Below are 24,051 nucleotides of genomic sequence, written 5' to 3' on the forward strand. Positions count from 1 at the left end.
ATTGCATATCCTTGATCGTATGGAAGTTTTGCAAGAATATAATTGCAATCTGGCGGGTAGACTGGCATTCTATCACTAACACAAGGAAACACGATGACGCGCTTTATCCACTGGTCTGATCTCCACACAGAATTCGATCCCGGCAACATGATCCCTTTCGAGATGCCCGATCTTCCGAAGGATATCGACGCGCTTTTGCTGGCCGGGGATACTGGTGTCGGTGACGGCCATCTAGATTTTCTCCAGCGAGCCTGGGAAAAATATGAGATCCCGATCATTTCGGTATGGGGAAATCACGAAGCCTATAAGAACAACTATACCCTACTGAGAAAGCGCGAAGCCGACCGCCTGTTGAATCTACGTGCGTCCGGCATGGATATCCGCGTGCTTCACGGAGAGGCTACGCAGGTCTCTGGTGTGACTGTTATCGGTGCATCTATGTGGACAGACTTCAGTCTCTATGTGGGAATGGAATTCCAGGCCAAACAGATTGCAAACCAACAAATGAATGATTTTCATAAGATCCGCATTGGCGAACGCGCCCGCCATTTGACGCCCAATGACATGGCTGATCTCTATGCCGAAGATAAGGCTAGGGTCACAGGGCTCCTAGAGGAGCACAAAGACGATGTAAGAGTGGTTATGACGCACTACATGCCGTCCGAGGCTTGCATTCACCCCGCCTATAGGGGTGACCTCCTCAATGCGTCATTTGCCACGAACCTAGAGCCTCTCATCTGGGATCAGGGTCCTAACTTTTGGATCTTTGGACACACCCATCAGGGTCTGGAGACGGATATCGATACCCCGCATGGCACGACCAGGCTTCGGCATAATCCGCGTGGATACCCTCACGAAAAATCGGCGTTCAACCCGCATCGAATTATCGATACCGACGACCCAGAACGCAAGTTTTTGTAAGTATTTCTCATTGCTGAGAAAATATGTCGTGCAAACACTGTCAAATCTTACGGGTTTTTAGCTAGCTACCAGCGGCGCCTTAGTTACTGCACTATCTGATTTCTACAGGCACAACGGAAATCAGAAGAATGGAGAATAAGGCGCCGGTAGTTAAGTTTCTAATGATGAGTGGCTGCATTTCCCTGCCTTTCCTGGCAGCTGCGATCATCACGAGAGGAATCTATGTTCCCCTGCAAATTGGGTTCCTTGGAAGCGACATACCGGCGCTCTTAGACTTCAGACTGGCTTTGACAATCTTGTGTCTGTTCGCACTTGGCCGCAAAGCTACCTTAGGTGTGCTTTGCGGCTACGCGACTTCTCTTCTAATTTATTCTCGTGACCTACCCGAAACTTCATCTCTGGTAGAAATATGGATCCCCCTCGTCCCTGCTCTAGCACTGCTAGCATGTCAGTGGATGGCGCCTGCGATCTGCGTTCAGACCGGTGTGCGTTCGACTCTGAGGATGATGCTGGGAGCCGCCGGACTGGCGGGTGTTACGCACGCCGCATTTTTGTTGCCGACCCTTGGAACCTTACTGGCCCTGAGGACTTCTATACTCGTTGCCTTTGGGGAGATGGCCGGGTTCTTCGTGCTCATAGCCTTCGGCGTATTGATCTTAAGGCTTGAGAGGCGTCAGAATGTCTGTACCTGACGCCTCTCACTCTTTTAGATAGCGCGGTAACCCAACACCCGGTTCAGCGGGAAGTAAGAGATCCCTACTTTGCCGTTGTTGTCGGGACCTTCGTTATTACCACCAAGGACACCTACAAAGTAGCGGCCGTTGCGATCCTGGACGAAGCGATGGAAGAAGCCAACGTGTCCGCCCGACCCACGGCTTAGGACGACGAGGTCGCCTTTCTTGGGTTGTGCCACAGGTGTACCCATTTTCAAGAAGTCACGCGCCCACAGGCTGTTCAGAGGCTGTTTGCCCGCTTTAACCAGCATGGCGTCGACAAATCCGGCGCACCATGGCGTCTTAACTGGATCAACTGGGCGACCAATCGTTTGGCGGAATAGCTCAGTTAATTCACGACGGTCGTAATCTTCACTTTTCCCGTAGTAGGTAGCCGCGTGCTCGTAGTGATCATAGGGTGCCTTAATGACGATCCGCTCGCGCCCAGCCTCTGCGGGCATAGCAGACATCAAAAAAGAGATCGAAAGCATCAGTGCCAGTGCGCAATGCCACACCTTACGTGTAAAAATATTCATTAAGTTTATCCTTGTGTGCGTATAAGTACCAAGGACGAACATTAGCCAATACATCTTAATTCTTGATTAATATAAGAGGTAAATTGTATACCAACCTGCACTTATCTAGGCTTATGCATTGAGCATGATGGAAAGGAACCTAGCTGGTTGACAGCACACCTAGATTTGCTAAACGACCTACTAACGAGGGTCGGGCAACATAGCTGACCTTATTGAAAGGCCTCTACGTGGTAGAAATAATATCGAAAACTCCTCAAGCTGGAGATGTGTCGAAGCCGATCATGGGGTTGCTGCGCGCCCGCATTCCCGTCGTCCTTTTTGGAGCGGATGGGGAAATTACGAATTCGAACGTTCACTGGGGCGGACTTCAGGCAGGCTTGGGGGCATCCAACTTTGAGCTGCGCGCCTTGCTGATCGCCCTGTTCAGTGAAAAAGTAGGAGAGCTTGAAGAAGCAGAAGACGCTTCAAGCCACGAAGTGCCCATGCACATCCAAGACATTATGATTCCGCGTTACAATACGATCTTGGTAGCCAGAATGGACGAGCCTGAAGGGCAGCCCGCCGATGGCTTTGCGGTAGCCCTGATGAACACGCATACCAACACGCATGATGAGCAATTCAACAGGGCATGGGAGGCGATGCGCTTCCTGTCACGGCAGGACCAAATGTTCACCGTTTATCATTGGAAAATATACGAGGAGGATGGCGTCAGAAAGTTTTTCGCTACTGAGAACTTCGTAAATGAGAAGCGGGTCCGTAAGGCACACTCTGTTGTAACCGACCTCGAGACTATTGGTGATCAGATCACCATTTATAACCACGACGAATTCCAAAAATACATGGCCGATCTCGCCGGTACCCGTAAGAAGGATAGCATGATTGTGCACCTCCATAGTGTGAAGGGGTACGATAAATACTACAATATTACGGGCCAAGGGGTAGCCACCCCGGGGCGAAATGACCTTTGCGAGGGGTTGGCCGTAGACATCACCGACCGTGTGTTGGCAAAAGAAGCTCAAGAAAGTCGCGCCAGGATGACCCTGTCCCAGTTTACAATGCTGGGCTTGTCGCTGGAGTTCTCCAATATGGTGACCACGATGGAAGGTACCATGGCCATGCTGGAGCCTGAAGACATCAAAGAGATGTCTCGCGAAGAGCTTCTGACTGAGGTTGAAGATCTCAAAAACCAAGTGCAACGCGGCCGCGCCATCTCTAAAGCTCTTCTCAAGCTGACCAAAAACAATGTCGAGACAGAAATGTCTCGAGTCCTCGTTCAGGATGATATATCTGGGGTCCGCCTTACAGATAGCTGCTGTGCGCGCATTGCAGGGACGTTGGATTCAATATCTCCAGGATACGAAGTCGAATTTACCAAGTTGGTTGACGAGCGCACTGTACTGCCAATGACGGAGGTCCAGTTTAATGGCGCCGCACTAAGTATGGTTTCCAACTCTTTCCGAGCCATGAAGGATCGCCGAGAGCAAGAGGGTGATGACTATATCCCTCTTCTGAAGGTTAAAGCAGAAGTGCTGGACCGGAACCCGTTCATTGAGGGTGGTGATCGCAAGAAGCTTGGTGACGGTGAGGGTATCTTCACCTTTACTGTCGAAGACAACGGCGTTGGGATGAGTTCCGATGTCGTGCGTTCGGCCACCCACCCCTATTTTACGACAAGCCCAGAAACAAATATGGGTATGGGACTCACCACACTCCAGCAGCTCGCAAGCTCGTACTTGGGTAATATATCGATCAAATCACGGCCAGGTAAGGGAACTAAAGTAACCTTTTGGCTGCCCATTAGGACAGATTTGTAAATTCATAAAAAAATCACTTCGAGAGAGCTTCGGTAATTCCGTGGCTGCGACTAAGTGTGCCAAAAACTTACAAAATTAGCACTTTCTGAATTCCAGTTTTCGACAACATGTTCCCTACGGTTCCGCTCGTGGGGATGGGTGGAGCCTGTTGTAAGAAAAAATGAAAACTAGGAAAGCAGATTTTATGAAAAATGACATTATCCAAGGGTTGGCTAGAGTGCGAATGCTGATGGCGCAATGGGATGACAAGCTGAAGCTTTCTTCTCGTTTCAATCAGAACCAGATCGACATTCTTCTTGCCATGAAAGCACTAGAGGAAATCTATGCTTCCAATGGTGGCCGCAAGGGCATTCAGAGCGGAGAAGTCAAGAATTCTGCCATCTGCAAAACGATGTCTCAAAGCACCTATAATCGTGCCCTGAAAGGACTTTTAAAGGACGGCTATATGCTTGAGGTTCCGCGCTCCAATGGACGCTACTATCTCAACCCAGATAAGCCGTTGACGGCATCCGCAGATCTTCCCGATGAGGAAACATCAGACTTACTGGCGTTTTCCGGTCGCTTGGGAATGTAACCACCCTACAATCAATCTTATAAAAGAGATAAGGGCGCCAAGCATGTGGAATGTAGGCGCCCTTATTGTTGTGTTAGTGTAACCTTAATTGCCGAGATGTGCGACGTCGCTGTATAGGCGATCAGCGTTCTGCGCCATAACGGCATTATCTCTAAACCCAAGACCATCTTGATTACTCCAGGACAGCTTGACCTCGTTTCCGTATTCATCCTCATACTGGAAGTCAGCTATCACTTCTGATTGGGATCCATCAGAGCAATTTCTCGCAACCCTACATTGCTGCACGGCGGCCTGGACAGTCGGGGCAATATGATGCTCAAAAATTTCCTTCGCATCAGTTTCATCCATGCCATCGAGCTTGGATATCTTCGAGATAATGCGCTCAAGGCTCACTGCATCGACGCCAGGTAGGTCTCCTTCCAAGTCAGTGGATGCGAAAATATAACTTCCGCCATCTGTCCTGATTGCCTCAATCCCACTCAGGGCAAGAAGCTCTCTGGTATTGGGGCCGATCCCGTCCATAGAATTCAGATACTCGGTTGCAGAAGCCTGGTCGTTGCTTGGACTGCTCAAGGCATGCACACCGCTGAAATCGTCGACCAATAGAAGGGCGCCAGCAAACAGTGCTACCTGCGGAGCTACCTTAAATGCCAAAGCCCTCTTAAGGCGTTGCATGGGGCGCTTCTTGCCTTCAGGTGACTTCCCTGCCTGTGCACCGATGCTTCCTCTGCCGAGGAAACGAGATATGATACCGGTTTCGGGGGCCCGGCCGGTCTCTTTCTGAAAGTCAGCGTCGATCTGCTCAACCCAATCATGGACTTCAGCGCGGGCGGCCGTGTACTTAGCTTCAAGCCCCTGCATTCTGACTTCTGATTTTTCGAGTTCCTTCTCAACGCGACTGTACTCTTTATCGTCAGCCCGAAGCTTTGACCTCTCATCGACAATCTCTTTGTTGATCCTATCCCGCGCCTTCAGGAGGCTATTGATGGATTTTTCGCTGTCGAGATTTAGCCTGCGCTTCACTTCGGTCTCGCCATCCAGCAGCTCAGCAATCCTGTCCTTACGTGTTTGAGCCTGCACTTCAATCTCATCACGACGAGCAATAAGAGTGTCATAGCGAGCCCTCTCATTTTGTATGGAGGTTATTACCGATTTTAGTTTATCGCTTTTCATATTATTTCCTGCCGTTCCCTATATCTGAGATAGGCAGAGCTATGAAATTATCGCTTAAATTTGGTAGCCGTGAAGCCCATTACGTACGGTCATCATTATTTAACCATTCACATTGTATGCTTTGCAAAAAGCTATCTATGGAGATGCCAAATGGATCGGAAGACAAGGAATAAGGTGGCGAGAGAGACGCGAATGCTTTTTGCCCCCTACCACGCGATGATTGGAGTTATCATCGCACTTCCGGTTCTGTTTATGACCTCTCTCAGCGCGGGGATCGATCCAGCTCTTATGGAAGGTGCAATCTTTAACGCACTTGGATACTTGGTTGCTTTCAATATCGCATGGCTGGTGCTTTCAATAATCAGGGTCAGAAGATCCATAAAGCAAGCGGCCGAAGACCAACAAGTTGAGCCTCATCTATCGAAAGCCAAAGCCCATTATGGGAAGCACCTCCACATGGATGAAAGCGGCATGATTGTCGTTCATTCAAAGAAAGCGGTCCCGCCCAAGCCGACAGGGAACCTAAAAACAGACTATCTGAACCGCCGAGATTACATGGCCACTCGCTTGGATGAGATGGAGGAAACCGATCCCAGCTTGGCTCGTTCAGGAAGACGCATTTTAGGTCTGGTTAAGAAAGAGGATACAGAAACCTAAAGAAAGGATGTGCGCCACTATGCTTGTAGAGCATTGACAGACTGCCTTACAACAACAATATTATATGTATTACAAGGAGATAATATTATGGGAAGCATTACTGGATCGAAGCGAGCAGAGCGTCGTCATCATCGTGATCGTATGAAAGCGAAAGCCAGGCGAATTGCATCTCAAAGCGCTCACTTGGACCCTGATAACTTCTCAAAACTCCATGATCACCTTGCATATTGCTCTTGCCATATGTGCGGCAATCCCAGAAAACATTGGAATGAGCTAACCATGCAAGAGAGAAGACAAGAAGCCGTTCTTAAGGAAGCCCGCAAGTTTGCCTGATCGGGTAATGGTCTGATTTCTTTTCGTTAAAGCTATACTTGGCAACGTACTGAGGTTCTGTGTAGAATCATCCCACTAGAATGCGGGGGATGCTATGAGATACGATTTGAGGCCGACCTTTAATAGGATACGGGTTCTCCAGTTCCTAGATGGTCAGGATCTATCCAAAGTGCGCGCACTGTCGGCAGCTGACATAGGCGAGCAGGCTTGCCCGCAAAAGATATCGAACGCGAGGGCTTGGGGATCTAGCCAGATACGGTCTCTTCGACAGCACGACTTAGTAGAGCGCGCAGGCCGAAATGCTAGAGGTCATGACACTTGGGTGATTACAGGAAAAGGCGAAGATTACTTGATCAATCATGCCGATATCATAGCGTATAACCACTGGCATTCACCATGGCCAAGATCGCAAACCTGCATGGTCAGAAAAATTGTCAACGAAGCATGATTTGCCCTTGACTATAGAGCATGTATATTCTAGGTTATTCATAACGCAGCGGCTAGTGTCGCAAGGAGAAATATAGAGTTTCGCGCTTGTAGCTCAATTGGTTAGAGCACCCCGCTCATAACGGGTAGGCTGTAGGTTCAAGTCCTACCGGGCGCACCAAGATTGTTGATTGTTTTCAGCAGTTTGGTCCCTTAACTCAGCTGGATAGAGTTCCTGACTTCTAATCAGGATGTCGTAGGTTCGAGTCCTACAGGGATCACCATTTTACGGCGGGGTAGCAAGAATAAATTGCTACCCCGCTTTTCGTTTGAAAGGGAGATATTTATTCATGGGTGTTTCAGAGATATCCACCAAGGGTTTGGTTTTCGATTATATTAGCGGGCATTTTCCGGTTCAGTCCGAAGGAAGCATTGATCGAAATCCGTTCTGCTTTAGAGCAAGAGGAAACCGGTGGAGTATTTCAGTTGGTCGCAAGTCCAATGGCGCCCCTCTCTGGGAGTACGAAGAGCCTTACGGTGCCGAGCCTTACGCAGCAGGTGCGATGGATACACTGGAAGCCCGAGAGTTAGTCCTGATGGCGGCCGAAAAGTTTCGCGAGTACATGATGGCCCATAAATCTGCGTGATTTGGAAATCATATTTTCTTGCGTATCGGAGGCTACTTTTGCCTCAAGCAGTCCATTCATAAGGATCCAAAAAATGTCTGAAGACAACATGCAAAGCTACAAAGTCGTCGTTCGCGAGACGCGTGTGGTTGAAGTCGAATACACCATCGAAGCTGGTAGCGAAGCAGAAGCAGAAGCTATGGATCTGGCGGGGGCCGGTGAGACCATTAGAGAGCAGGATATTCGTACCATGAACTACTCCACCCTAACCTGACGGTTCAGGATGGAGTTTCCGGGACTTACGCCCCGTGGTCGGTTCCCAACCAAGAAACAGGTTTACCCTGCTGCTCTAAGCCCCATCTAAGCATGGTTGCAGCAGCAGCGTGATCTCTTGAGATTACGCTGCCATCTGGCAGCTCATGCGACCGATCTTGAAGCCTCTTCTTCACAGTGGCGCCCGAAACAGGGCAGCGTTGTGAGGGCTTCAAGGATCGAGTGGGCGCTATAATTAACTCACAACCAGCTTCTTCCGCTTTGTATGTGAGGGCTTTCAAAAATGCAGATGGTGATGTGTCGAGAATTTCTCGATTCAAACCAGATTTTTGCGCGACGTTCCTGCCTGGAGCTTCTTCAGTCCCTTTGGCAGAACGAGTCATATTCGAGACAGTCAGACTTTCTGTCACGATCATCTTGTTATGCTTGACCAATTGCGATGTCAGCTGATGAATATGGTTCTTTCGACGATTGGCGAGCTTCCTGTGGCGCTTCGCTAAGACACGCTTATGACGTTGGGCTCGCTTGGATCTTTTACCTCTTAAAGCCTTCGAAAGGTCGCGTTGAGCGTCTTTCAGATCTTCACTGGACTGCTGCCACAGCCGCTCATTCTTAACCTCTTGAGCCTCGCTACTTTCAACACCCCAAGCCAGTGTTGCATATGTCTCAACGCCCCAGTCCAGACCTAAGGCAGGACGAGCATCTGGAGCAATTTCTCGATGTGTTTCACACTCCAGAACCACAGACGCCCACCAGCCGTCAGATTTTCTCGTAATCGAGCAGACTTTCGGTCGGCCAGGAGTTCGTGCCTCACCCCTGATCTTGATTGTTCCGACACCAGATAGGCGCAGTCTACCATGGCGAAAACCCTCACCAGGCTTCAAGGTCCATCCATCGCCGTGACTTTTATAGCCCCATCCGCTAAACCTATCCTTAGATTTGAAGCGCGGAAAGCCTGCCTTGCCGCTACCCTTTTTAACCCTGCGAAAGAAATGCTGATATGCTTCATCAACCCGCTTCAGTGTAACTTGCAAGGATTGAGCATTGATCGACCGATACTCAGGATCATCAGCTCTAATTTGAGTGACAGATTTTTCCTGATCTCCTTTGCGAATGGAAATTTCATGCTTTTTGTAAGCGTCCATTCGTTCTTGCAGAGCAGCATTATATAGCGCCCTGTGATTATCGTGCAGGCGTTCCAACTGCACGATTTGGGCGCTTGTTGGATACAGCTTGTATGTGACGCGTCTTTGGTCCATCATCTTAGTTATGTCACCAGAATCCAAATTTTACAAGCTAAATCATAGTATTTACGCACTACACTATCATTTAGTTCTCACGACAAAATACCGTCGCAAGGTGATTAACGGACCTATTTTGGCTCGCATCGAACAATTGGTGAGGAGAAGAGCAGAAGATTGGGGTGGCGAGCTTTTGGAGATGAATGGCGAAGCTGATCATGTGCATTTGCTTTTATCTTTACCACCAACCATGGATTTGACGAAGTTCATCAACAACGTGAAGACCACGTCTTCACGTGTCATTCGAAATGAATTTTCTGATCATGTGAGTAAGTTTTACTGGAAGTCTGTTTTTTGGTCTCGCACATATTGCCTTGTGAGTTGCGGCGGTGCGCCGCTTTCCATCATCAAGCAGTATATCAAGAGACAAGATCGGCCAGATTAATCGTTACATAATCCGCCTTCACCACCACCCTGAGGCTGCGCCTCTAGGATGGTGCACTAGCGTCGGGTCGGTAGATTTTTTATCTGCGGTCATATTCATCACTCCTGTGCACTATGAGTGATGTGGGAGTCATGGTTTAAATTACCGTTTTCCATTCATCCAAAATTAGCCACCTTTAATCAAATGGCTGAGCCTCTATAGGCCGTTCCGGATTAGTACTCCGTCCTGTAGTAACCACCCAATCTCAAGATGGCTGCATGGACGCGCAACCTCGTACAATCGCCGCTCCAACCTGTAGTAGCCACCCGAAATCAGGGTAGCTGTAATTGCCTCAAAGCCTCGCGCGGACGCGGTGCGTCTTTAGTAGCCACCAATAATCGAGATGGCTTCATGAATACTGGATAAACCCGGCTATATTATTCAATCTGTAGTATCCACCATAATGATGGCTGCATCTGCGTGCGGTCTTTCCTTAAAAAGGCGATAAACCTGTAGTAACCACTCAATACCTGTGTGGCTGCATATGCGGTCGCGCGAGCGAGGGTTAGCGACGGTCCCTGTAGTAGCCACCTACATAAGGTGGCTAGATGCCTTTACGATATCGCTCGTAATCATTGCCTTTAATAACCACCCATAGCCAGGATGGCTGCACCAGTGCGCTGGATGCTTTCTATAATCGACACCTGTAGTAACCACTCAATATCAGTGTGGCTTCATCTTTGCTGTTTGACGATCACACAACGCATGTCCTGTAGTAACCACTCAATATTAGTGTGGCTGCATCTTCGTTCCGCATGGCGCCATGTGTAACGAGCCTGTAGTAACCACCCAATCCTAGGATGGCTGCATCAAGGCTCCTGGGTGGCTCAGGAGGCAGTTCCCTGTAGTAACCACTCAATATCAGTGTGGCTGCATCCGAAAGCCAAGGCTCGCCGCGCACCTCACCCCTGTAGTAACCACTCAATATTAGTGTGGCTGCATCCAGGAGATAAATCATGAGTAAATACATACACCTGTAGTAACCACTCAATATCAGTGTGGCTGCATCCGATAGTTGCTTATAGCAATGAATTCATTGAAGGAAAAGGTATCCTGACCTACTATTTTTGTGTTTTCCATCAGAATTTGTCGCCATCGTTTTCATTTTTAGGACCGAGACCCGACTTTGGTAAAAGCGTAGCACGAATGCGCTGAAAACAGATCAGAAAGTCAGCAGAACCTTGGCCTTTTTATTGATCTCTTCTTTTACGCGGGACTGGAGAGCCTCAATAGAAACGACGTTGTTGCCATCCTTATGAACATAGGCGTGGCAGTTCCGGCAAAGCACAGCGACATCTTCCATCCTGGTTTCGCCAGCACCACGCAGCGCCAGAGGGTTCAAGTGGTGTACCTCGAGCTGACGAATGTGAAATATCGTGCTGTCGCAGTTACCTTGGCATTTAGTGCCGTGATGAAGGAGAGCTTCCCGACGCACATGCGGGCTGCGTTCTGCTTTAGTGGTTTGAGAAGATACCTTGCGCCCTTCGTGATAGCCCGTTTTGAATCTATCGGGGATAAATTTCGTTCCCAGATCTTCGATACGAGGGTCACAAAACACAACCCGGCAGTAAGCGTCAGGAGAGCGAAGACCCCTGCCCTGCCCCTGGATCAGACGACGGATCGCAGCATTCTTGCTATCAGTGTAAGAAGACATGCTTTGGGTCACCATCATGTCAGGCTCATTTTCCAGCCATTCGTCGCCCAGCGCCTTTGGAGCAGCATAGGGAACCTGAGGGAAAATGATGGTGGTGAACGGCTCGGGCACATCGAGACCGGCCCAAGCGCCAGCAGCGATCAGGATCTTGCTGTTGCCCATGCGCTCAGCTGCCTCAGTAGTGGTCTCATCGCGCTCACGCACCACGGCTTCAGGGATCTTTTCGCCGATCTCTTGAGCCAGACGGTGCGAAGGGGTGATGACCAGGGTGCGGCCGTCGTTTGCAGCATCCATGGCTTGCTCAACAACAGTATTCATCCACCCTTCAGTGTTGTGGGCATCATCAAGATAGAAGTCATAGTGAAGGGTGCCGTGCTTCTTCGGAGAAATCATAGTCGAGAGAGGGCTGATGCGATCAATACCCATGGCCCGCTTAAAGTCATTGAAGTTGCCACCAATGCTGAGGGTAGCTGACATGAACACGGTGCTGGAGCGGTTACTGATCTTCTTGAGGATGCGACCAGGAAGACGGCTGTAGACAGCCAGATCGCCACGAGAGGTAACACCGCACTTGCGGAACCAGGACGGCTCTTCGGTGAGCCCTTCCAAGGCAAGACGCGCCTTCGCTTTTGTCTCTGCATCGAGACCTTCCTTGGTGAGCAGAGCGCCCACGATATCCAAGGGTTTGGTTGCTTTGATGTTGAAGGCTTTCAGCTCGTCCCGGGTGATCGTCATTTCAGAGGTTAGGGCTGCGAGATCGGGCAGCATGTCGGCTTCATCAAACAGGATGGCGTCACGCTCGGTTACCCCATTGTACTGGCCCTTGAGGCGTTGGTCGAAGATCACGGAGCTGGAGGTGCAGAGCATGATATCTGCGCGCAGACACTGCTCTTTGTTCTCGAGGTATTCAGTTTCGCTATCGAAGAAAGACTTGGGGCGGAAAGCGGCTACTGTGACACGAGGGTAGATGTCTTGAATGACGGTAAGATCAGAGGAGGCAAGAAGCTGGTCTATGAGAGCGTGGGTGGGGAAGCAGATGGCAATTTTCTGTTCGGAACGGGCAGCGGCATTCAAGTAAGCGCGCGTCTTGCCGACCCCGGTAGTTGCCTCAATCAGAAGAGGGCCGGTTGGGTTTGCGAGGTGGCTCGATATGCGGTCGTTGAATTCGGTTTGTTCTTCGGAACGGAAAAGGGTTTTCATCAAATGTCTCGCGGTATGCAGAAGCAAAAGGCTTCGTCTGTTCTTAAATCTTCCAAGACCAGCAAGGCTTGGCAAGAACAGTAATAGCAAACTCTAAAACAAAGTAAAGTCTATCCTTGATCTATTCATTAATAAAATACGCTATATCAAGGATAGATTTGGTCTGACGAGATTATCCTTAGTTATCCTTGAACGGAAAGTGCCCCGGAGATTTCTCCCCGAGGCACTTCGTTGATCGTTAGTTGGTAGTTGTGTTAGGCGGCGGCCTGCACAACCTCCGAAACCTTGGCAGCATCGAAGTCCGTGGTTTCGATGGTCTCTACGATTTTGCCATCAACTTTGATGGTGGCAACCATTTTCACGTGACCACAGCCACGAGCCTGATTGCCGCCCAGCAGCGGGTACTGGCTCAGGGTTTCCAGCCAGGTGCGGATCACGCCAACATCGGTTTCACGCGGATTGTCAATGATCAGGAAGCCTTTCCATTCAACACCGGCAGGCAGGGCATAGAAGGAAGCCAGGTTCTTGGAAGAGACCTTCATCCCGCCCATTTCGTCTTCATACTTCTTCAACTGAGCCTGAGCGTCAGCCAGAGCCGATTTCAGATCCTTGTTGTCCTTGTCCCTCCACAGCTTGCGCTCGATCTGCGAAACGATAGCGGCAGCAGCAGAACGCTTCTGGTTCGCAGAAGACCGGGCATAGAAAGCCTGCTGGTTTTCGTCATCCAGCAGATCGACAGCACCTTCGGTATCGTCGATATCTTTCTTCACCACACCGAAGGCTTCCGGCAGGACATCGATCTCGGGCATCAGGTTCGACATCTTCAGACGCGATGCCATGTTCAGGCCGCAACCAAACAGGTCTGCAACGGCATTGATCTCTTTCTGACGCTCAGTGCGAGCATCGGCCAGGTTGATCGTTTCCGCAGCGGTCTCAGATGCAGCATCCTGCCCAGTAATCGCTTTATAGGCATCTTGCAGAGTGTATGCTTTACCCTCAGCAGCGGCCTTCTCCATCAGCGGGATGGCCATTGCACGGCGGGCGCTGCCACGCAGGGTGGTTGCTGGGATATAGGCAGTCTGGATCGCCTCACCATCGGCATTCAGGCCACGGGTCATGACGGGAGCACCATCCCACTTGTTTTCGCGCAGGCCCTGCGGTGTTGGGAGCTTGATGCTCAGCGGGCTCTGGGTGGTCAGGGTCAGGTCGACTTTGATGATCTTTTTCATATTTTCAGTTCCTTTGTATGAAGTAGTTAGATTACGATGAGGCCACGGCCGTAGGCCTTGCCAGGAGTGGAGACGCCCTCTCTGAGGACAGCTTTGAAAGCGTCGAGGTCGGTGACCTTCAGAACGCCGGTGAAGTCGGTTTTGTCCATGCTGAAGCCTTTGCCTTTGGCAATCTTCTCCGGCTCGCTTGACACATGACAGGCGATGATCTCGAAACCATTAGCGCGGCGGTCGAGCCACTCTTTGCGGGAGCGCCAGTCTTTGGGAGAGAAGTACTTATGCTTGCCCCGAGTTTTCTTGCCGCAGGAAGCCCGCAATTGAAAGGAAACCACGTCGCCCTCTTTGATGTCGCGAACAGGCACAGCATTGTTGGTCAGATCGGGGCTCTCGCTCCGCACAACGATATGGTCATCGTTCACAACATGCAGAGCGCGGCCGCCATCTGTCATTTGCTCAAGAAGCTGGTGAACAGCATACCCATCGATACCAGCGGGTTTGGGGATAAGGTGATCAAACAGCAACTTTAAGCTCCTTCTCGGCTTTGATTTTGGCTTTCATCATGCGCTTGTGCATGGGGGTGTTGGCTTCTTCGAACATGTTGAAGGTCTCGGTGTCGCCGGGGGAGCAGATGCGCATGACCCGGGGATCGTAGCTCAGGTAGATGTTCGAAAGCGGGAATGCGGCATTGGTGAACGTCAGGAAGCACCAAGGCTTCGGCAGTCGATCAATCGCATAGAGGAATGCCTCATGTGCTTTCATGTCCGGTTCCGTGAGCACATTGTCGTACATGAACTCAGAGTTGGTCATGAAGCCGCCGTTGTAGACCACAACCCACGCACCCTTCATGAAGCGCTTGGTTTTCGGGTTCCCTTTGGCATCAACCTTGTCGACCATCGGGTGCGGCATTGAGAGCGCACGCTCGGTCTTTTTAACAGGGCAGTTGATCGCAGGATCGATATCGAATTGGCCTGCAAAGTGCTCAGCCAGAAATTCAAAGGTGTTCATGCTGCATTCTCCATCGGCATATAGCAGGCAGCCCGGTTCATGGGGTCGTAATAGCGGGGGCGCCAGGCGGCATCGACAAGAGGAAGATCACGGTTGCCTGCAAACCGATCTTCGGGAACTGGACGCAATGGATTGCCCTGATCATCCATGATGCCATCGAAATCGCTTTCTTCGATGGACCAGCCGCCTTCAACGATCTGACCGTAGCCCTGCGACCGCTTTTTGCCGAGGAAGTAAACGTCTTTCAGCAGAGCGTGGATGCCATGCATGTCGCCTTCGCAGTGCCAGCTGACCGTCGCAGTCGTAAAGGTCGGATAGGTGTGAAAGACGTTACCGCAGCCCTTACGACGCTGGATATCATACATCTTGTGGGTGCCACCGTTCTTGTTCTTCTTGATGAGATCGGGGTCCAAACGGTGTTGGCCATGCAGACCGGCAATGAAGCCGACCTTGCCATGAATGGGGGTCTCAAGAATGGCGCTCGATGCGTGAAAGAGACCATCAGTCTGCTTCAGAGGGATGTCAGGATCGCCCTTGAGGCACATAAGGAGAGCGTCAAAGGTCATCTCTCCTTGCTTGATGAGCGGCGAGGCAAGCTGCGCCGTGATCTTGAGTTTGTGCATGTCAGTTCCGATTGTAATTCGTGTTGTTGGCTTCATAGCAAGAACAGTTCATGGTCTGCAAGTATAAATTAACATTTTATTAATGTTTGTTCGTGTAAGGGCCTAAGCAGGCATGGAAAGATGCAGGTTTCTAGCCACTTCATAGGGGTACAGAGAAGGATTTCGATCATCATGGATAGTAAGAGCACTAAAATTTACATCGGCGCCAAAACCGCTCACGTCGGGAATATTGTCAGACTTACCGGCGCTCTCTACCGCGCGTTGGAGGATGAAGGCGTCCTCTTGGACGTCTTGTCTGCATACGAGGGGAAAGACCCTGACGACTGTCAGCAATCGATATTGCGTATGATCCGGGAATCTACCCTGGGAGACGGCAATATTATGCGAGAGGGATCTGAATTCCTGATCCCCCTCACCCTGCCCGAGCACGTTAAGATCGACGGGCCGGTTCATCGCAGTATCGAAAAATGTGCGCTCAAGTGCGAGATGTCAGCCTTAGCTTTCGCTCACACTCTAAAAGATGAAGGCTACGCTATATTTGCTTTCACTTCTGAGCAAAGCCGCATCATCGGAGATTGCAAGCTCACCGCTTTTGGCGACGGCTTCGCAGATATTGCCAAGCACATGGGATTTCATCCTCTTGCTGAAGAAGTTGCGACCATAGAGGCGCTCATCACTCAGCACTACGAAGAGAACCCAACGATGGAATCCGACAATGCGCCCAGCGCACCGTGATCAGGTATCGTTAATCTCTATTTAACTGCCCCCAGATAATGTGCGCGAGCTCTTCAAGAGGATTGATATGGCTCGCGCACCTAAAATTACCGGCTCCCCATTACAGTTGAAGTTACCCGCGTCGACCCTCTGGATCGTCGGTATATTCAGTCTTGCAGTGAACATGCTCCTGCTGGCCGGTCCCATCTATATGCTTCAGGTCTACGACAGAGTGCTTGGAAGCCGCTCAGAGGCCACCTTGGTGGCTCTCACGGCTATTTTGGTTGCCCTCTATGGGTTCATGGCATCATTCGACTACATTCGCGGCCGTCTGCTAGCTCGCATGAGCGCACAGATGCAACAAAAGCTAGATCCAGCGATCTTTCGATCTGATCTTTTGGATTCCATCGGAGACCGAACGGGCCCCAAAGACATCGAGATGGTCCAGAAGATGCTTTCCTCTCCGGTGTTCGTGGCTTTCTTCGATCTTCCTTGGACACCCGTATTTCTGGCTGGCATCGCAATCTTCCATCCGGCGCTGGGCGTGCTTGCCCTAGTAGGTGGTGCCATCATTGTCGCGCTCTCTGTTCTGAACCAAGCCTCCTCACAAAGCGCAGCAATGGCTCAGATGACCGCATCTTCTAAAGCAAATATGATTGCCATGCAGTCGATCAGATCCTCAGAAGACATTCAGGCGCTGGGCATGCGCGGTAGTGTGGCGGCTCGCTGGACGAAGTTCCGTGAAGAAGCCTTGGCCGAAAATATGAAATCAGGTGATCGTCAAGGAGGATTCCTGTCAACAACCAAAGCTCTCCGGCTGTTCTTGCAATCTGCCATGCTTGGTTTGGGCGCCTATCTGGTACTCTTGGGAGAGCTGACACCCGGTGCCATGATTGCTGGCTCCATTCTTCTTGGCCGTGCTCTCCAGCCTGTAGAGCAAATTATGGGTCAGTGGCAAAACGTACAGCAAGCACGCACGGCTTGGACCAACATCAAGTCAAAGCTCAGCGCCCTGCCTGTCGAGACCCCAAAGACTGACATTTCGAAGCCCACTGGGCAACTTAAGGTGGCGAGCATGACCATTGTGCCACCTGGCAATGTCAAAGCCACCTTGGCGATGATAGATTTCGAGATCCCTGCTGGCACTGCGCTGGGCGTCATCGGCACATCAGGATCAGGGAAATCAACTCTGGCTCGTGCAATCACAGGCGTTTGGAAACCTGCTGGAGGCCGCATTAGTATGGATGGATGGCCCATTAATCACTTTGATGGCGACGTCCTCGGCCGCCATATCGGGTACCTATCACAACAGGTGGTTCTTTTTGACGGTACGATTGCTCAGAATATCGCACGCATGGAGGAAGACCCGGATCCTGAAGCTGTTTTGGAAGCCGCCAGGAAGGCAGGCGCCACGGATCTCATCCAGTCCCTGCCGCAAGGGTTCGACACCCCTATTACAAGCACATCTACAGCGCTTTCTGGCGGCCAGATGCAAAGGATTGCGCTTGCCCGGGCCCTTTATGGAAACCCGTCCATACTGGTTCTGGATGAACCCAACTCCAATTTAGATCAGGCCGGTATCGTTGCTCTAAACAAGGCAGTCGCCGAAACCAAGAAGGCAGGAGGCTCCATCATAATTATGGCTCACCGACCTTCGGCAATTGAGGAGTGCGACCTTCTTCTAGTGCTCGACAAGGGGCGTAAGACCGCCTTTGGGCCTCGAGATGAGGTACTCAAGAGCGTGCTGAAATCAGCACCACGGACACAGGGATCTGCGTGATGCAAAAATATGGACAACGAAAACTCATTCTTACCGGAGTCTTCCTGCTTGCCGCTTTGGTCGCCGTTATGGGCGGATGGGCTGGTACGGCACAGATCAGTGGCGCAATCATCGCTCCCGGCAGAGTTCAGGTCGACGACAATCGGGTAATCGTACAGCACCTAGATGGGGGAGTGATCGAAACTCTTCATGTGGATGAAGGTGACCTCGTGGAACAAGGCCAGCTGCTGCTGACCCTCGACCCGGCCGAACTGCGCTCCCAGTACAATATTATTGAAAGCAAGCTGAACGAAATCACAGCACGCCGTGCCAGGCTTGAGGCCGAACGCGATAATATGAATACGCTTTCCTTTGATCCCATGTTGGAGCTGAAGGCCGACCGACAAGAGGTTAAAGAGCTGATGGATGGCCAGCAAAGGCTTTTTGAAGCCCGTAATGTATCTCTGAAAACCGAACGCGAGCAACTCGGTCGCCGTCAAAAACAGATCGAGGAGCAGATCATTGGCATTGAGGCCCAACAGGATGCGATGAGTGAGCAGCTGGAACTGCTTAAAGGTGAATTGGACAACCAACAGACACTGTTGGATCGGGGGCTCGCTCAATCATCAAGGGTGACTTCCCTTAGAAGGGAGCAATCTCGTCTGCGTGGATCTCTCGGGGAGCTACAAGCTTCGAAGGCGCAAGCTAGTGGCCGTATCATCGAACTGGGTATCGAAATTGAGAAGCTTGATACATCCCGGCGCGAGAGGGCTGTCACCGAACTTAGAGATCAGCAATACAGAGAGCTTGAACTGCTGGAGCAAGAGCGGGTTCTGCGGATGCAGCTGGGTCGCCAGCATGTAACAGCACCCGTAAATGGGGTGGTCTATAATATGGCGCCGGTGAACCCTGGTGCGGTTCTGCGACCTGCGGACCCCCTGCTCTACTTGGTTCCCCAAAACCGTCCGATGGTGGTTGCAGCCGAGATCGAGGCCAAGGACATCCACCGTATCGCCTTCAATCAGGAAGTCCTGGTGCGGTTTTCATCCTTGGATCAGAAGAATGCCCCAGAAGTCACCGGGAGCGTCATAAAAATATCTGCGGATGCTTTCCAGGTGGAGAACCGGGCACCATTCTACAAAGTAGAGATTGAGCTATCTCCTGAGCAACTGGCTGAAGCCATCAAGAACGTGGATCTGATCCCGGGCATGCCTGTTGAGGCCTTCATTCAGACGGGGGCGAGGACACCACTCGCGTACCTCACAGAGCCTTTGACGGATTACTTCATGGCTGCCTTCCGAGAAGGGTAAGATTTATTCATTTTTATGCTTGCAAAGACAGCCCATATCATGCATAAGATAAATCATTCATCGGGGTGTGTTTTATTTCCTTTCTGGCCCTGATGATGGTTCACCTCCGGTAGATGACAACTGGAAGCTTTAAGCCTCGACCTTGTTGCTGGGTCGGGGCTTTTTGTTTTAGAGCATCACGTTTTCCAGAGTATCGGGAAATTTGTGCTTCACGGCGGCCCGGATGTCGTCTCCGCTGAAGCCATCAAAACCTGGATCTGATCCCGGGTATGCCTGTTGAGGCTATCAACTTCTACTGAAGTTCGTTGACATTTTTGGACGATGTTGTAGATATCATTCTATCTTTCAAACCATATCCTTACTAGGGAGCCCCGGTCATCTTGATCGGGGCTTCTGGTTTTAAGCGGCAGCGACCTGGATTAGGGTTTCTTCTAAGTGATGCTTCACAGCACTCCGAATGTCGTCCTCACTATCAGGGTCGAGCGGGTTCTTCTTATGCGCATTATGAACTACTCCACCCTAACCTGACGGTTCAGGATGGAGTTTCCGGGACTTACGCCCCGTGGTCGGTTCCCAACCAAGAAACAGGCATACCCTGCTGCTCTAAACCCCATCTAAGCATAGTTGCAGCCGCAGCGTGATCTCTTGAGATTACGCTGCCATCTGGCAGCTCATGCGACCGATCCTGAAGCCTCTTCTTCACAGTGGCGCCCGAAACTGGGCAGCGTTGTGAAGGCTTCAAGGATCGCGTGGGCGCGATAATTAACTCACAACCAGCTTCTTCCGCTTTGTATGTGAGTGCTTTCAAAAACGCAGATGGCGATGTATCGAGAATTTCTCTGTTCAAGCCAGCCTTCTGCGCGACGTTCTTACCAGGTGCTTCTTCTGTGCCTTTGACAGAACGAGTCATATTCGAGACAGTCAGTTCTTCTGTCACGATCATCTTGTTTTCTCTCACCAGCTTATTGCTCAGCTGATGGATGTGGTTTTTTCGACGATTTGCCAGCTGTCTGTGGCGCTTCGCCAAGATGCGCTTGTGGCGCAACGCTCGCTTAGATCTTTTACCTCTCAAAGCCTTTGAGAGGTGTCGCTGAGCGTCTTTCAGATCGTCACTCGCCTGCTGCCACAGTCGCTCGTTCTTAAATTCTTGGGCATCGCTGCTGTCGACACCCCAAGCCAATGTAGCGTATGTCTCAACGCCCCAGTCCAGACCTGCGGCAGGACGAGCATCTGGAGCTACTTCACGATGCGCCTCACATTCCAGAACCACTGACGCCCACCAGCCGTCAGATTTCCTCGTAATCGAGCAGACTTTCGGTCGGCCAGGCGTTCGCGCCTCGCCTCTAATCTTGATTGTTCCGACACCGGATAAGCGCAGTCTGCCATGGCGGAAACCTTCGCCGGGCTTCAAGGTCCATCCATCGCCGTGGCTTTTATATCCCCAACCGCTAAATCTATCCTTTGATTTGAAGCGTGGAAATCCTGCCTTGCCACTAACCTTTTTAACCCTGCGAAAGAAATACTGATATGCGTCATCAACTCGCTTCAGCGTCACTTGCAAGGATTGAGCATTGATCGACCGATACTCAGTATCATCCGCTCTAATCTGAGTGACAGATTTTTCCTGATCTCCTTTACGAATGGAAATTTTATGCTTTTTGTAAGCGTCCATTCGTTCTTGCAGGGCAGCATTATATAGCGCCCTGTGATTATCGTGAAGGCGTTCTAGTTGCACGATTTGGGCGCTTGTTGGATACAGCTTGTATGTGACGCGTCTTTTGTCCATCATCTTAATTATGCCATTAGAACCGAAATTTTACAAGCTAAATCATAGTATTTACGCATCGCACTATCATTTAGTTCTTACGGCGAAGTACCGTCGTAAAGTGATTAACGGACCTATTTTGGCTCGCATCGAGCAACTGGTGAGGAAAAGATCAGAAGATTGGGGTGGCGAGCTTTTGGAGATGAATGGCGAAGCTGATCATGTGCACTTTCTTTCATCGCTACCACCAACCATGGATTTGACGAAGTTCATCAACAACGTGAAGACCACGTATTCACGTGTCATTCGGAATGAGTTTTCTGATCATGTGAGTAAGTTTTACTGGAAGTCTGTTTTTTGGTCTCGCACATATTGCCTTGTGAGTTGCGGCGGTGCGCCGTTTTCCATCATCAAGCAGTATATCGAGAATCAGGATCAGCCAGATTAATCGTTACATAATCCGCCTTCACCACCACCCTGAGGCTGCGCCTCTAGGATGGAGCACTAGCGGCGGGTCGGTAGATGGCCCTCAGAGAGATGCTCTGATGAATATGGTCACACTCGTTGAGTTTCAGATATTCGGCCTTCGACATCACATAGAGAGGCTTTCCGTCACCAAGATTGGACACGTTGAGAACGATGATATTTCCGTCGATGTCTCTTTCGATCCAAGCGTGGTCAACAACCCCACCCCCGTCGGATTCCGGAATAACAAACCTGCCGGTTACAAGATGAGTGGTATTCAGCAATCGGCGCTGGTCCTTTGTCCGTAAACCCTCAGAGTATTTAATAATGGAAGCACTCGCGCACATGGTTGAGTGAAAGCAATTACCACCTCCTCCGATACCCTTCCAGGAGGAAAGAAGTCCGGGGTCAGCGAAACTCGTGAACCAACGCAAGAGTTCTGCGCCGTTATCTCCAGCGTAGTTTTCCACGGTGATTTTTCGCATAAAGTTACCTCAAAACAGACACTTAGTGAGTTTACCATCGTTTTTATGATAGTGCAAGGTTGGGTGTAAGGACCTGCTTTGCACCCGCTCTAAAGCCTTTGCCACTTTCAAAGTAAGGTCAACTTTACCATCAATCATAAGGAAAAAGTTCATGGCCAATATTGATAGAGTTCTACAGAACCGTTTTCACCTTCTTTATAAGAAATCAGTCGAAAAACTCGGAAAAGATTATCTTGAGGCATGGGCGGATGCGCTACATGAGTACAATGACGTTATTGAAAATTCTTTGGACCGTAGTTGCTATGATTGGTTCGTATCAAATACCGTTTTGCGTCAGCTTTCAAAAGAAGAGCGTGAGGAGATTCTAGGACGGGATTGGGAATCCATTAAATTCCAGCTTAGCGACCTTTGTGGTGGCGCCGATGCGATGTATCGTGAGGTCATGGTACCAGTTGGAACAGACGCCGACCTTGATGACACTGATGCGCTGGTGCGCGACATCGTGATACCAGAAGGCTCAAACCCTATTGCCATCCTTGATTGCGAAGATGGCTCCTCGGTAGAAGTTTCGTTGGATGAAATCTTGGCGCAGGTCAGAGACAGTACATTCATGTATGGCAGTTTAGGATAAAAACCTCGATGCCAAACAAACGATCACACTATGAGGTAAATATATAGGCTTTCACCTAGAATTATCTTGAATGAGATATCTATATGTGTAGTGTGCGATTATTCTTGCGGATCAACAATAATAGATGGAAAGAAATGGATTAGATAGATGACACCCCTACCCGCTGTACACCGCAGCAAGCCAGTAAACCTGGACCACTACCGTACCCTTGTTTTGAACGCCAACGCGCTTCCTCTCTCAACGACACCTTTGTCGCTATGGGGTTGGAAGGATGCAGTCGAGGCAGTCTACAAAAAACGTGTGCAGGTTCTAGAAAACTGGGATGGACCGGTAATTCGCTCGCAAAAGATGAGCATTCCGGTTCCGAAGGTCGTAATGTGCCACGAGTTCGTACCTGTCGCAAAGAAGGGCATCCCTGCCCTGTCGCGCTTGAACTGTGCTCTGCGTGATGCCTTCACCTGCGGATACTGCGGTAATAGGTTTGCTGTCAAAGATCTGACTTTCGATCACGTGGTTCCACGCTCCAAGGGCGGCCTGTCCACCTGGGATAACCTTATGATGTCTTGCCGTAAGTGCAACTGCATGAAGGGCAGCGAACCGGCGAACTACAACGGTATCCGTGGCGTCGTGCGCAAAGGTAACTTCGTGCCATTGTGGAAGCCTCGCACCCCCAGCTGGGATGAGCTCTACAAGATCGGTCTGCGCAACGTGCCTGCTGAGGTGCGAGGTGTCTTCGGTAACTGGCTCCCAGAGGCCAAAGGAGGCCGTCCAGCGCCTCTAGGTATGCGGGTCGATGCGACCCAAGGCTGGGATGACGACGGTTACTGGACTGCCGAACTAGAGCCATGAAAATCATGTCCTGTCCCAGAAGGGGCAGGACATCCGCCAGTGAGTAAAAAATATGACTATAAAAGCCATCAATCGATCCCTTAAAAATAGCGCCTTCAACGAGATGGATCACGCCCTCGGCCGTCCGGTAAACCCGCTGACAAGTAGCTATAGAAACTTCTTCTGTGTTGGGTTTGACAGCCCCAGAGGAAAAGAGATGGACGCTTCTCCATATTGGGATCGAGTAAGCTCATCGGATGGATCGGTCACCGGGTTCACTGTCAATGAAGACGGGCGCCAAGCCCTGAGCGACCATCTCATTGAGATCGGCGACAAGCATAAAGTCTATGATATCCACTTAAACGCCAGAAAGCTGGGCTTGGATCCAGACCCGGATAACCGCCCTATTCAAGTGATTGCAGAGACAAAGTCGAAGGCCAAAGCCGCAGTGTGGCGCGAGATTTCCGATGTGTTTGAGGATATCACCTTCAAAGACCTCATGCAGGCAATTACTTCGGTTGATGTGGCCATAGAGAATGGGATGGAACCCGAGGCGCCTGCTCCGGCACCGGCGCCTTAATAGAACACATCAATATCTAAACGAATTACAGA

Annotated in this window: 26 protein-coding genes and 2 tRNA genes; 19 read left to right on the plus strand and 9 right to left on the minus strand. The window is 50.5% G+C overall.

Annotated features, from left to right (window positions below; all coding sequences use genetic code 11):
• Window positions 1-93: 93 nt before the first annotated feature.
• The gene (locus J7392_RS00095) at window positions 94-921 is read left to right on the plus strand and encodes a metallophosphoesterase (RefSeq protein ID WP_209215510.1); all 828 of its coding nucleotides are present in this window, start codon (window positions 94-96) and stop codon (window positions 919-921) included.
• A gap of 128 nt (window positions 922-1,049) precedes the next feature.
• Window positions 1,050-1,613 (plus strand): hypothetical protein, encoded by a 564-nt coding sequence (locus tag J7392_RS00100; protein ID WP_209215512.1) that lies wholly within the window; start codon window positions 1,050-1,052, stop codon window positions 1,611-1,613.
• Between the two features lie 14 nt (window positions 1,614-1,627).
• Here the strand turns inward: J7392_RS00100 and J7392_RS00105 are convergent, their stop codons facing one another.
• Window positions 1,628-2,170 carry a hypothetical protein gene (locus J7392_RS00105; protein WP_209215513.1) on the minus strand — a complete coding sequence of 181 codons (543 nt, stop codon included), beginning with the start codon at window positions 2,168-2,170 and terminating at the stop codon, window positions 1,628-1,630.
• A gap of 266 nt (window positions 2,171-2,436) precedes the next feature.
• Here J7392_RS00105 and J7392_RS24420 point away from each other — a divergent pair, with 266 nt between their 5' ends.
• Both J7392_RS24420 and J7392_RS00115 read left to right on the plus strand, forming a co-directional pair.
• Window positions 2,437-3,984, plus strand: coding sequence for a HAMP domain-containing sensor histidine kinase (locus J7392_RS24420; protein WP_209215515.1), 1,548 nt, complete (start codon window positions 2,437-2,439; stop codon window positions 3,982-3,984).
• A gap of 184 nt (window positions 3,985-4,168) precedes the next feature.
• Complete coding sequence (locus J7392_RS00115; protein WP_209215517.1) at window positions 4,169-4,558, plus strand: hypothetical protein; 390 nt, start codon at window positions 4,169-4,171, stop codon at window positions 4,556-4,558.
• Between the two features lie 84 nt (window positions 4,559-4,642).
• On the opposite strand, the gene J7392_RS00120 is transcribed toward J7392_RS00115, so the two are convergent.
• A complete protein-coding gene (locus J7392_RS00120; protein WP_209215519.1) occupies window positions 4,643-5,731 on the minus strand; it encodes a hypothetical protein in 1,089 nt (362 codons plus the stop codon).
• Between the two features lie 150 nt (window positions 5,732-5,881).
• Between J7392_RS00120 and J7392_RS00125 the strand changes: the two genes are divergently transcribed.
• From J7392_RS00125 to J7392_RS00150, 6 genes are all read left to right on the plus strand, one after another.
• The gene (locus J7392_RS00125) at window positions 5,882-6,388 is read left to right on the plus strand and encodes a hypothetical protein (RefSeq protein WP_209215522.1); all 507 of its coding nucleotides are present in this window, start codon (window positions 5,882-5,884) and stop codon (window positions 6,386-6,388) included.
• A gap of 87 nt (window positions 6,389-6,475) precedes the next feature.
• Window positions 6,476-6,721 carry a hypothetical protein gene (locus tag J7392_RS00130; RefSeq protein ID WP_209215524.1) on the plus strand — a complete coding sequence of 82 codons (246 nt, stop codon included), beginning with the start codon at window positions 6,476-6,478 and terminating at the stop codon, window positions 6,719-6,721.
• Window positions 6,722-7,251: 530 nt separating this feature from the next.
• Window positions 7,252-7,328: transfer RNA gene (locus J7392_RS00135), tRNA-Ile, on the plus strand.
• A 26-nt stretch (window positions 7,329-7,354) separates the two neighbouring features.
• Window positions 7,355-7,431: transfer RNA gene (locus J7392_RS00140), tRNA-Arg, on the plus strand.
• 66 nt (window positions 7,432-7,497) lie between these two features.
• On the plus strand, window positions 7,498-7,794 hold the full coding sequence (locus J7392_RS00145) for a hypothetical protein (RefSeq protein WP_209215526.1): 297 nt from the start codon (window positions 7,498-7,500) through the stop codon (window positions 7,792-7,794).
• A 73-nt stretch (window positions 7,795-7,867) separates the two neighbouring features.
• Window positions 7,868-8,047 (plus strand): hypothetical protein, encoded by a 180-nt coding sequence (locus J7392_RS00150; RefSeq protein ID WP_209215528.1) that lies wholly within the window; start codon window positions 7,868-7,870, stop codon window positions 8,045-8,047.
• Window positions 8,048-8,072: 25 nt separating this feature from the next.
• Here J7392_RS00150 and J7392_RS00155 read toward each other — a convergent pair whose 3' ends face one another.
• Window positions 8,073-9,308, minus strand: coding sequence for an RNA-guided endonuclease TnpB family protein (locus J7392_RS00155; RefSeq protein ID WP_209215529.1), 1,236 nt, complete (start codon window positions 9,306-9,308; stop codon window positions 8,073-8,075).
• Window positions 9,309-9,315: 7 nt separating this feature from the next.
• Between J7392_RS00155 and tnpA (J7392_RS00160) the strand changes: the two genes are divergently transcribed.
• Complete coding sequence (tnpA, locus tag J7392_RS00160) at window positions 9,316-9,732, plus strand: IS200/IS605 family transposase (protein WP_209215531.1); 417 nt, start codon at window positions 9,316-9,318, stop codon at window positions 9,730-9,732.
• 1,201 nt (window positions 9,733-10,933) lie between these two features.
• Here tnpA (J7392_RS00160) and J7392_RS00165 read toward each other — a convergent pair.
• From J7392_RS00165 to J7392_RS00185, 5 genes are all read right to left on the minus strand, one after another.
• Window positions 10,934-12,625: a DEAD/DEAH box helicase gene (locus tag J7392_RS00165; RefSeq protein ID WP_209215533.1), complete on the minus strand. Its 1,692-nt coding sequence runs from the start codon at window positions 12,623-12,625 to the stop codon at window positions 10,934-10,936.
• A 254-nt stretch (window positions 12,626-12,879) separates the two neighbouring features.
• The gene (locus J7392_RS00170; protein ID WP_209215536.1) at window positions 12,880-13,854 is read right to left on the minus strand and encodes a hypothetical protein; all 975 of its coding nucleotides are present in this window, start codon (window positions 13,852-13,854) and stop codon (window positions 12,880-12,882) included.
• A gap of 26 nt (window positions 13,855-13,880) precedes the next feature.
• Window positions 13,881-14,375, minus strand: a complete 495-nt coding sequence (locus J7392_RS00175; RefSeq protein ID WP_209215539.1) for a type I-E CRISPR-associated protein Cas6/Cse3/CasE — start codon at window positions 14,373-14,375, stop codon at window positions 13,881-13,883.
• Window positions 14,365-14,859, minus strand: coding sequence for a hypothetical protein (locus J7392_RS00180; protein WP_209215542.1), 495 nt, complete (start codon window positions 14,857-14,859; stop codon window positions 14,365-14,367). Before J7392_RS00180 ends, J7392_RS00175 begins: the two co-directional genes overlap by 11 nt.
• Entirely contained in the window at window positions 14,856-15,482 is a 627-nt protein-coding gene (locus tag J7392_RS00185; protein WP_209215545.1) for a hypothetical protein, read from the minus strand. The genes J7392_RS00180 and J7392_RS00185 overlap by 4 nt, the downstream gene beginning before the upstream one ends.
• 171 nt (window positions 15,483-15,653) lie before the next feature.
• Between J7392_RS00185 and J7392_RS00190 the strand changes: the two genes are divergently transcribed.
• The 3 genes from J7392_RS00190 (at window position 15,654) to J7392_RS00200 (ending at window position 19,265) form a co-directional block, all read left to right on the plus strand.
• Window positions 15,654-16,217 (plus strand): hypothetical protein, encoded by a 564-nt coding sequence (locus J7392_RS00190; RefSeq protein WP_209215547.1) that lies wholly within the window; start codon window positions 15,654-15,656, stop codon window positions 16,215-16,217.
• A gap of 67 nt (window positions 16,218-16,284) precedes the next feature.
• Window positions 16,285-17,976 carry a type I secretion system permease/ATPase gene (locus J7392_RS00195; RefSeq protein WP_209215548.1) on the plus strand — a complete coding sequence of 564 codons (1,692 nt, stop codon included), beginning with the start codon at window positions 16,285-16,287 and terminating at the stop codon, window positions 17,974-17,976.
• On the plus strand, window positions 17,976-19,265 hold the full coding sequence (locus tag J7392_RS00200; RefSeq protein ID WP_209215550.1) for an HlyD family type I secretion periplasmic adaptor subunit: 1,290 nt from the start codon (window positions 17,976-17,978) through the stop codon (window positions 19,263-19,265). Before J7392_RS00195 ends, J7392_RS00200 begins: the two co-directional genes overlap by 1 nt.
• A 553-nt stretch (window positions 19,266-19,818) precedes the next feature.
• On the opposite strand, the gene J7392_RS00205 is transcribed toward J7392_RS00200, so the two are convergent.
• Window positions 19,819-21,054, minus strand: a complete 1,236-nt coding sequence (locus tag J7392_RS00205) for an RNA-guided endonuclease TnpB family protein (RefSeq protein ID WP_209215552.1) — start codon at window positions 21,052-21,054, stop codon at window positions 19,819-19,821.
• 7 nt (window positions 21,055-21,061) lie between these two features.
• Between J7392_RS00205 and tnpA (J7392_RS00210) the strand changes: the two genes are divergently transcribed.
• The 5 genes from tnpA (J7392_RS00210) to J7392_RS00230 all read left to right on the plus strand — a co-directional run bounded on the left by tnpA (J7392_RS00210) (window position 21,062) and on the right by J7392_RS00230 (window position 24,019).
• Complete coding sequence (gene tnpA / locus J7392_RS00210; protein ID WP_247744440.1) at window positions 21,062-21,478, plus strand: IS200/IS605 family transposase; 417 nt, start codon at window positions 21,062-21,064, stop codon at window positions 21,476-21,478.
• 97 nt (window positions 21,479-21,575) lie between these two features.
• Window positions 21,576-21,803, plus strand: coding sequence for a hypothetical protein (locus J7392_RS00215; protein WP_209215556.1), 228 nt, complete (start codon window positions 21,576-21,578; stop codon window positions 21,801-21,803).
• Between the two features lie 328 nt (window positions 21,804-22,131).
• Window positions 22,132-22,611 carry a hypothetical protein gene (locus J7392_RS00220; RefSeq protein ID WP_209215557.1) on the plus strand — a complete coding sequence of 160 codons (480 nt, stop codon included), beginning with the start codon at window positions 22,132-22,134 and terminating at the stop codon, window positions 22,609-22,611.
• A 147-nt stretch (window positions 22,612-22,758) separates the two neighbouring features.
• Complete coding sequence (locus tag J7392_RS00225; protein ID WP_209215558.1) at window positions 22,759-23,460, plus strand: HNH endonuclease; 702 nt, start codon at window positions 22,759-22,761, stop codon at window positions 23,458-23,460.
• 52 nt (window positions 23,461-23,512) lie between these two features.
• Window positions 23,513-24,019 (plus strand): hypothetical protein, encoded by a 507-nt coding sequence (locus J7392_RS00230; protein WP_209215559.1) that lies wholly within the window; start codon window positions 23,513-23,515, stop codon window positions 24,017-24,019.
• Window positions 24,020-24,051: the final 32 nt, after the last annotated feature.

The organism is Sulfitobacter sp. R18_1 (genome assembly GCF_017743915.1).
Taxonomy (GTDB): Bacteria; Pseudomonadota; Alphaproteobacteria; order Rhodobacterales; family Rhodobacteraceae; genus Sulfitobacter; species Sulfitobacter faviae.

What these genes read in the sequence shown, in the direction of transcription:
- J7392_RS00095 (WP_209215510.1), top strand. Translation starts at nt 94, where the DNA reads ATGACGCGCTTTATCCACTGGTCTGATCTCCACACAGAATTCGATCCC.
- J7392_RS00100 (WP_209215512.1), top strand. Translation starts at nt 1,050, where the DNA reads ATGGAGAATAAGGCGCCGGTAGTTAAGTTTCTAATGATGAGTGGCTGC.
- J7392_RS00105 (WP_209215513.1), bottom strand. Translation starts at nt 2,170, where the DNA reads ATGAATATTTTTACACGTAAGGTGTGGCATTGCGCACTGGCACTGATG.
- J7392_RS00115 (WP_209215517.1), top strand. Translation starts at nt 4,169, where the DNA reads ATGAAAAATGACATTATCCAAGGGTTGGCTAGAGTGCGAATGCTGATG.
- J7392_RS00120 (WP_209215519.1), bottom strand. Translation starts at nt 5,731, where the DNA reads ATGAAAAGCGATAAACTAAAATCGGTAATAACCTCCATACAAAATGAG.
- J7392_RS00125 (WP_209215522.1), top strand. Translation starts at nt 5,882, where the DNA reads ATGGATCGGAAGACAAGGAATAAGGTGGCGAGAGAGACGCGAATGCTT.
- J7392_RS00130 (WP_209215524.1), top strand. Translation starts at nt 6,476, where the DNA reads ATGGGAAGCATTACTGGATCGAAGCGAGCAGAGCGTCGTCATCATCGT.
- J7392_RS00145 (WP_209215526.1), top strand. Translation starts at nt 7,498, where the DNA reads ATGGGTGTTTCAGAGATATCCACCAAGGGTTTGGTTTTCGATTATATT.
- J7392_RS00150 (WP_209215528.1), top strand. Translation starts at nt 7,868, where the DNA reads ATGTCTGAAGACAACATGCAAAGCTACAAAGTCGTCGTTCGCGAGACG.
- J7392_RS00155 (WP_209215529.1), bottom strand. Translation starts at nt 9,308, where the DNA reads ATGATGGACCAAAGACGCGTCACATACAAGCTGTATCCAACAAGCGCC.
- tnpA (WP_209215531.1), top strand. Translation starts at nt 9,316, where the DNA reads ATGTCACCAGAATCCAAATTTTACAAGCTAAATCATAGTATTTACGCA.
- J7392_RS00165 (WP_209215533.1), bottom strand. Translation starts at nt 12,625, where the DNA reads ATGAAAACCCTTTTCCGTTCCGAAGAACAAACCGAATTCAACGACCGC.
- J7392_RS00170 (WP_209215536.1), bottom strand. Translation starts at nt 13,854, where the DNA reads ATGAAAAAGATCATCAAAGTCGACCTGACCCTGACCACCCAGAGCCCG.
- J7392_RS00180 (WP_209215542.1), bottom strand. Translation starts at nt 14,859, where the DNA reads ATGAACACCTTTGAATTTCTGGCTGAGCACTTTGCAGGCCAATTCGAT.
- J7392_RS00185 (WP_209215545.1), bottom strand. Translation starts at nt 15,482, where the DNA reads ATGCACAAACTCAAGATCACGGCGCAGCTTGCCTCGCCGCTCATCAAG.
- J7392_RS00190 (WP_209215547.1), top strand. Translation starts at nt 15,654, where the DNA reads ATGGATAGTAAGAGCACTAAAATTTACATCGGCGCCAAAACCGCTCAC.
- J7392_RS00195 (WP_209215548.1), top strand. Translation starts at nt 16,285, where the DNA reads ATGGCTCGCGCACCTAAAATTACCGGCTCCCCATTACAGTTGAAGTTA.
- J7392_RS00200 (WP_209215550.1), top strand. Translation starts at nt 17,976, where the DNA reads ATGCAAAAATATGGACAACGAAAACTCATTCTTACCGGAGTCTTCCTG.
- J7392_RS00205 (WP_209215552.1), bottom strand. Translation starts at nt 21,054, where the DNA reads ATGATGGACAAAAGACGCGTCACATACAAGCTGTATCCAACAAGCGCC.
- tnpA (WP_247744440.1), top strand. Translation starts at nt 21,062, where the DNA reads ATGCCATTAGAACCGAAATTTTACAAGCTAAATCATAGTATTTACGCA.
- J7392_RS00215 (WP_209215556.1), top strand. Translation starts at nt 21,576, where the DNA reads ATGAATATGGTCACACTCGTTGAGTTTCAGATATTCGGCCTTCGACAT.
- J7392_RS00220 (WP_209215557.1), top strand. Translation starts at nt 22,132, where the DNA reads ATGGCCAATATTGATAGAGTTCTACAGAACCGTTTTCACCTTCTTTAT.
- J7392_RS00225 (WP_209215558.1), top strand. Translation starts at nt 22,759, where the DNA reads ATGACACCCCTACCCGCTGTACACCGCAGCAAGCCAGTAAACCTGGAC.
- J7392_RS00230 (WP_209215559.1), top strand. Translation starts at nt 23,513, where the DNA reads ATGACTATAAAAGCCATCAATCGATCCCTTAAAAATAGCGCCTTCAAC.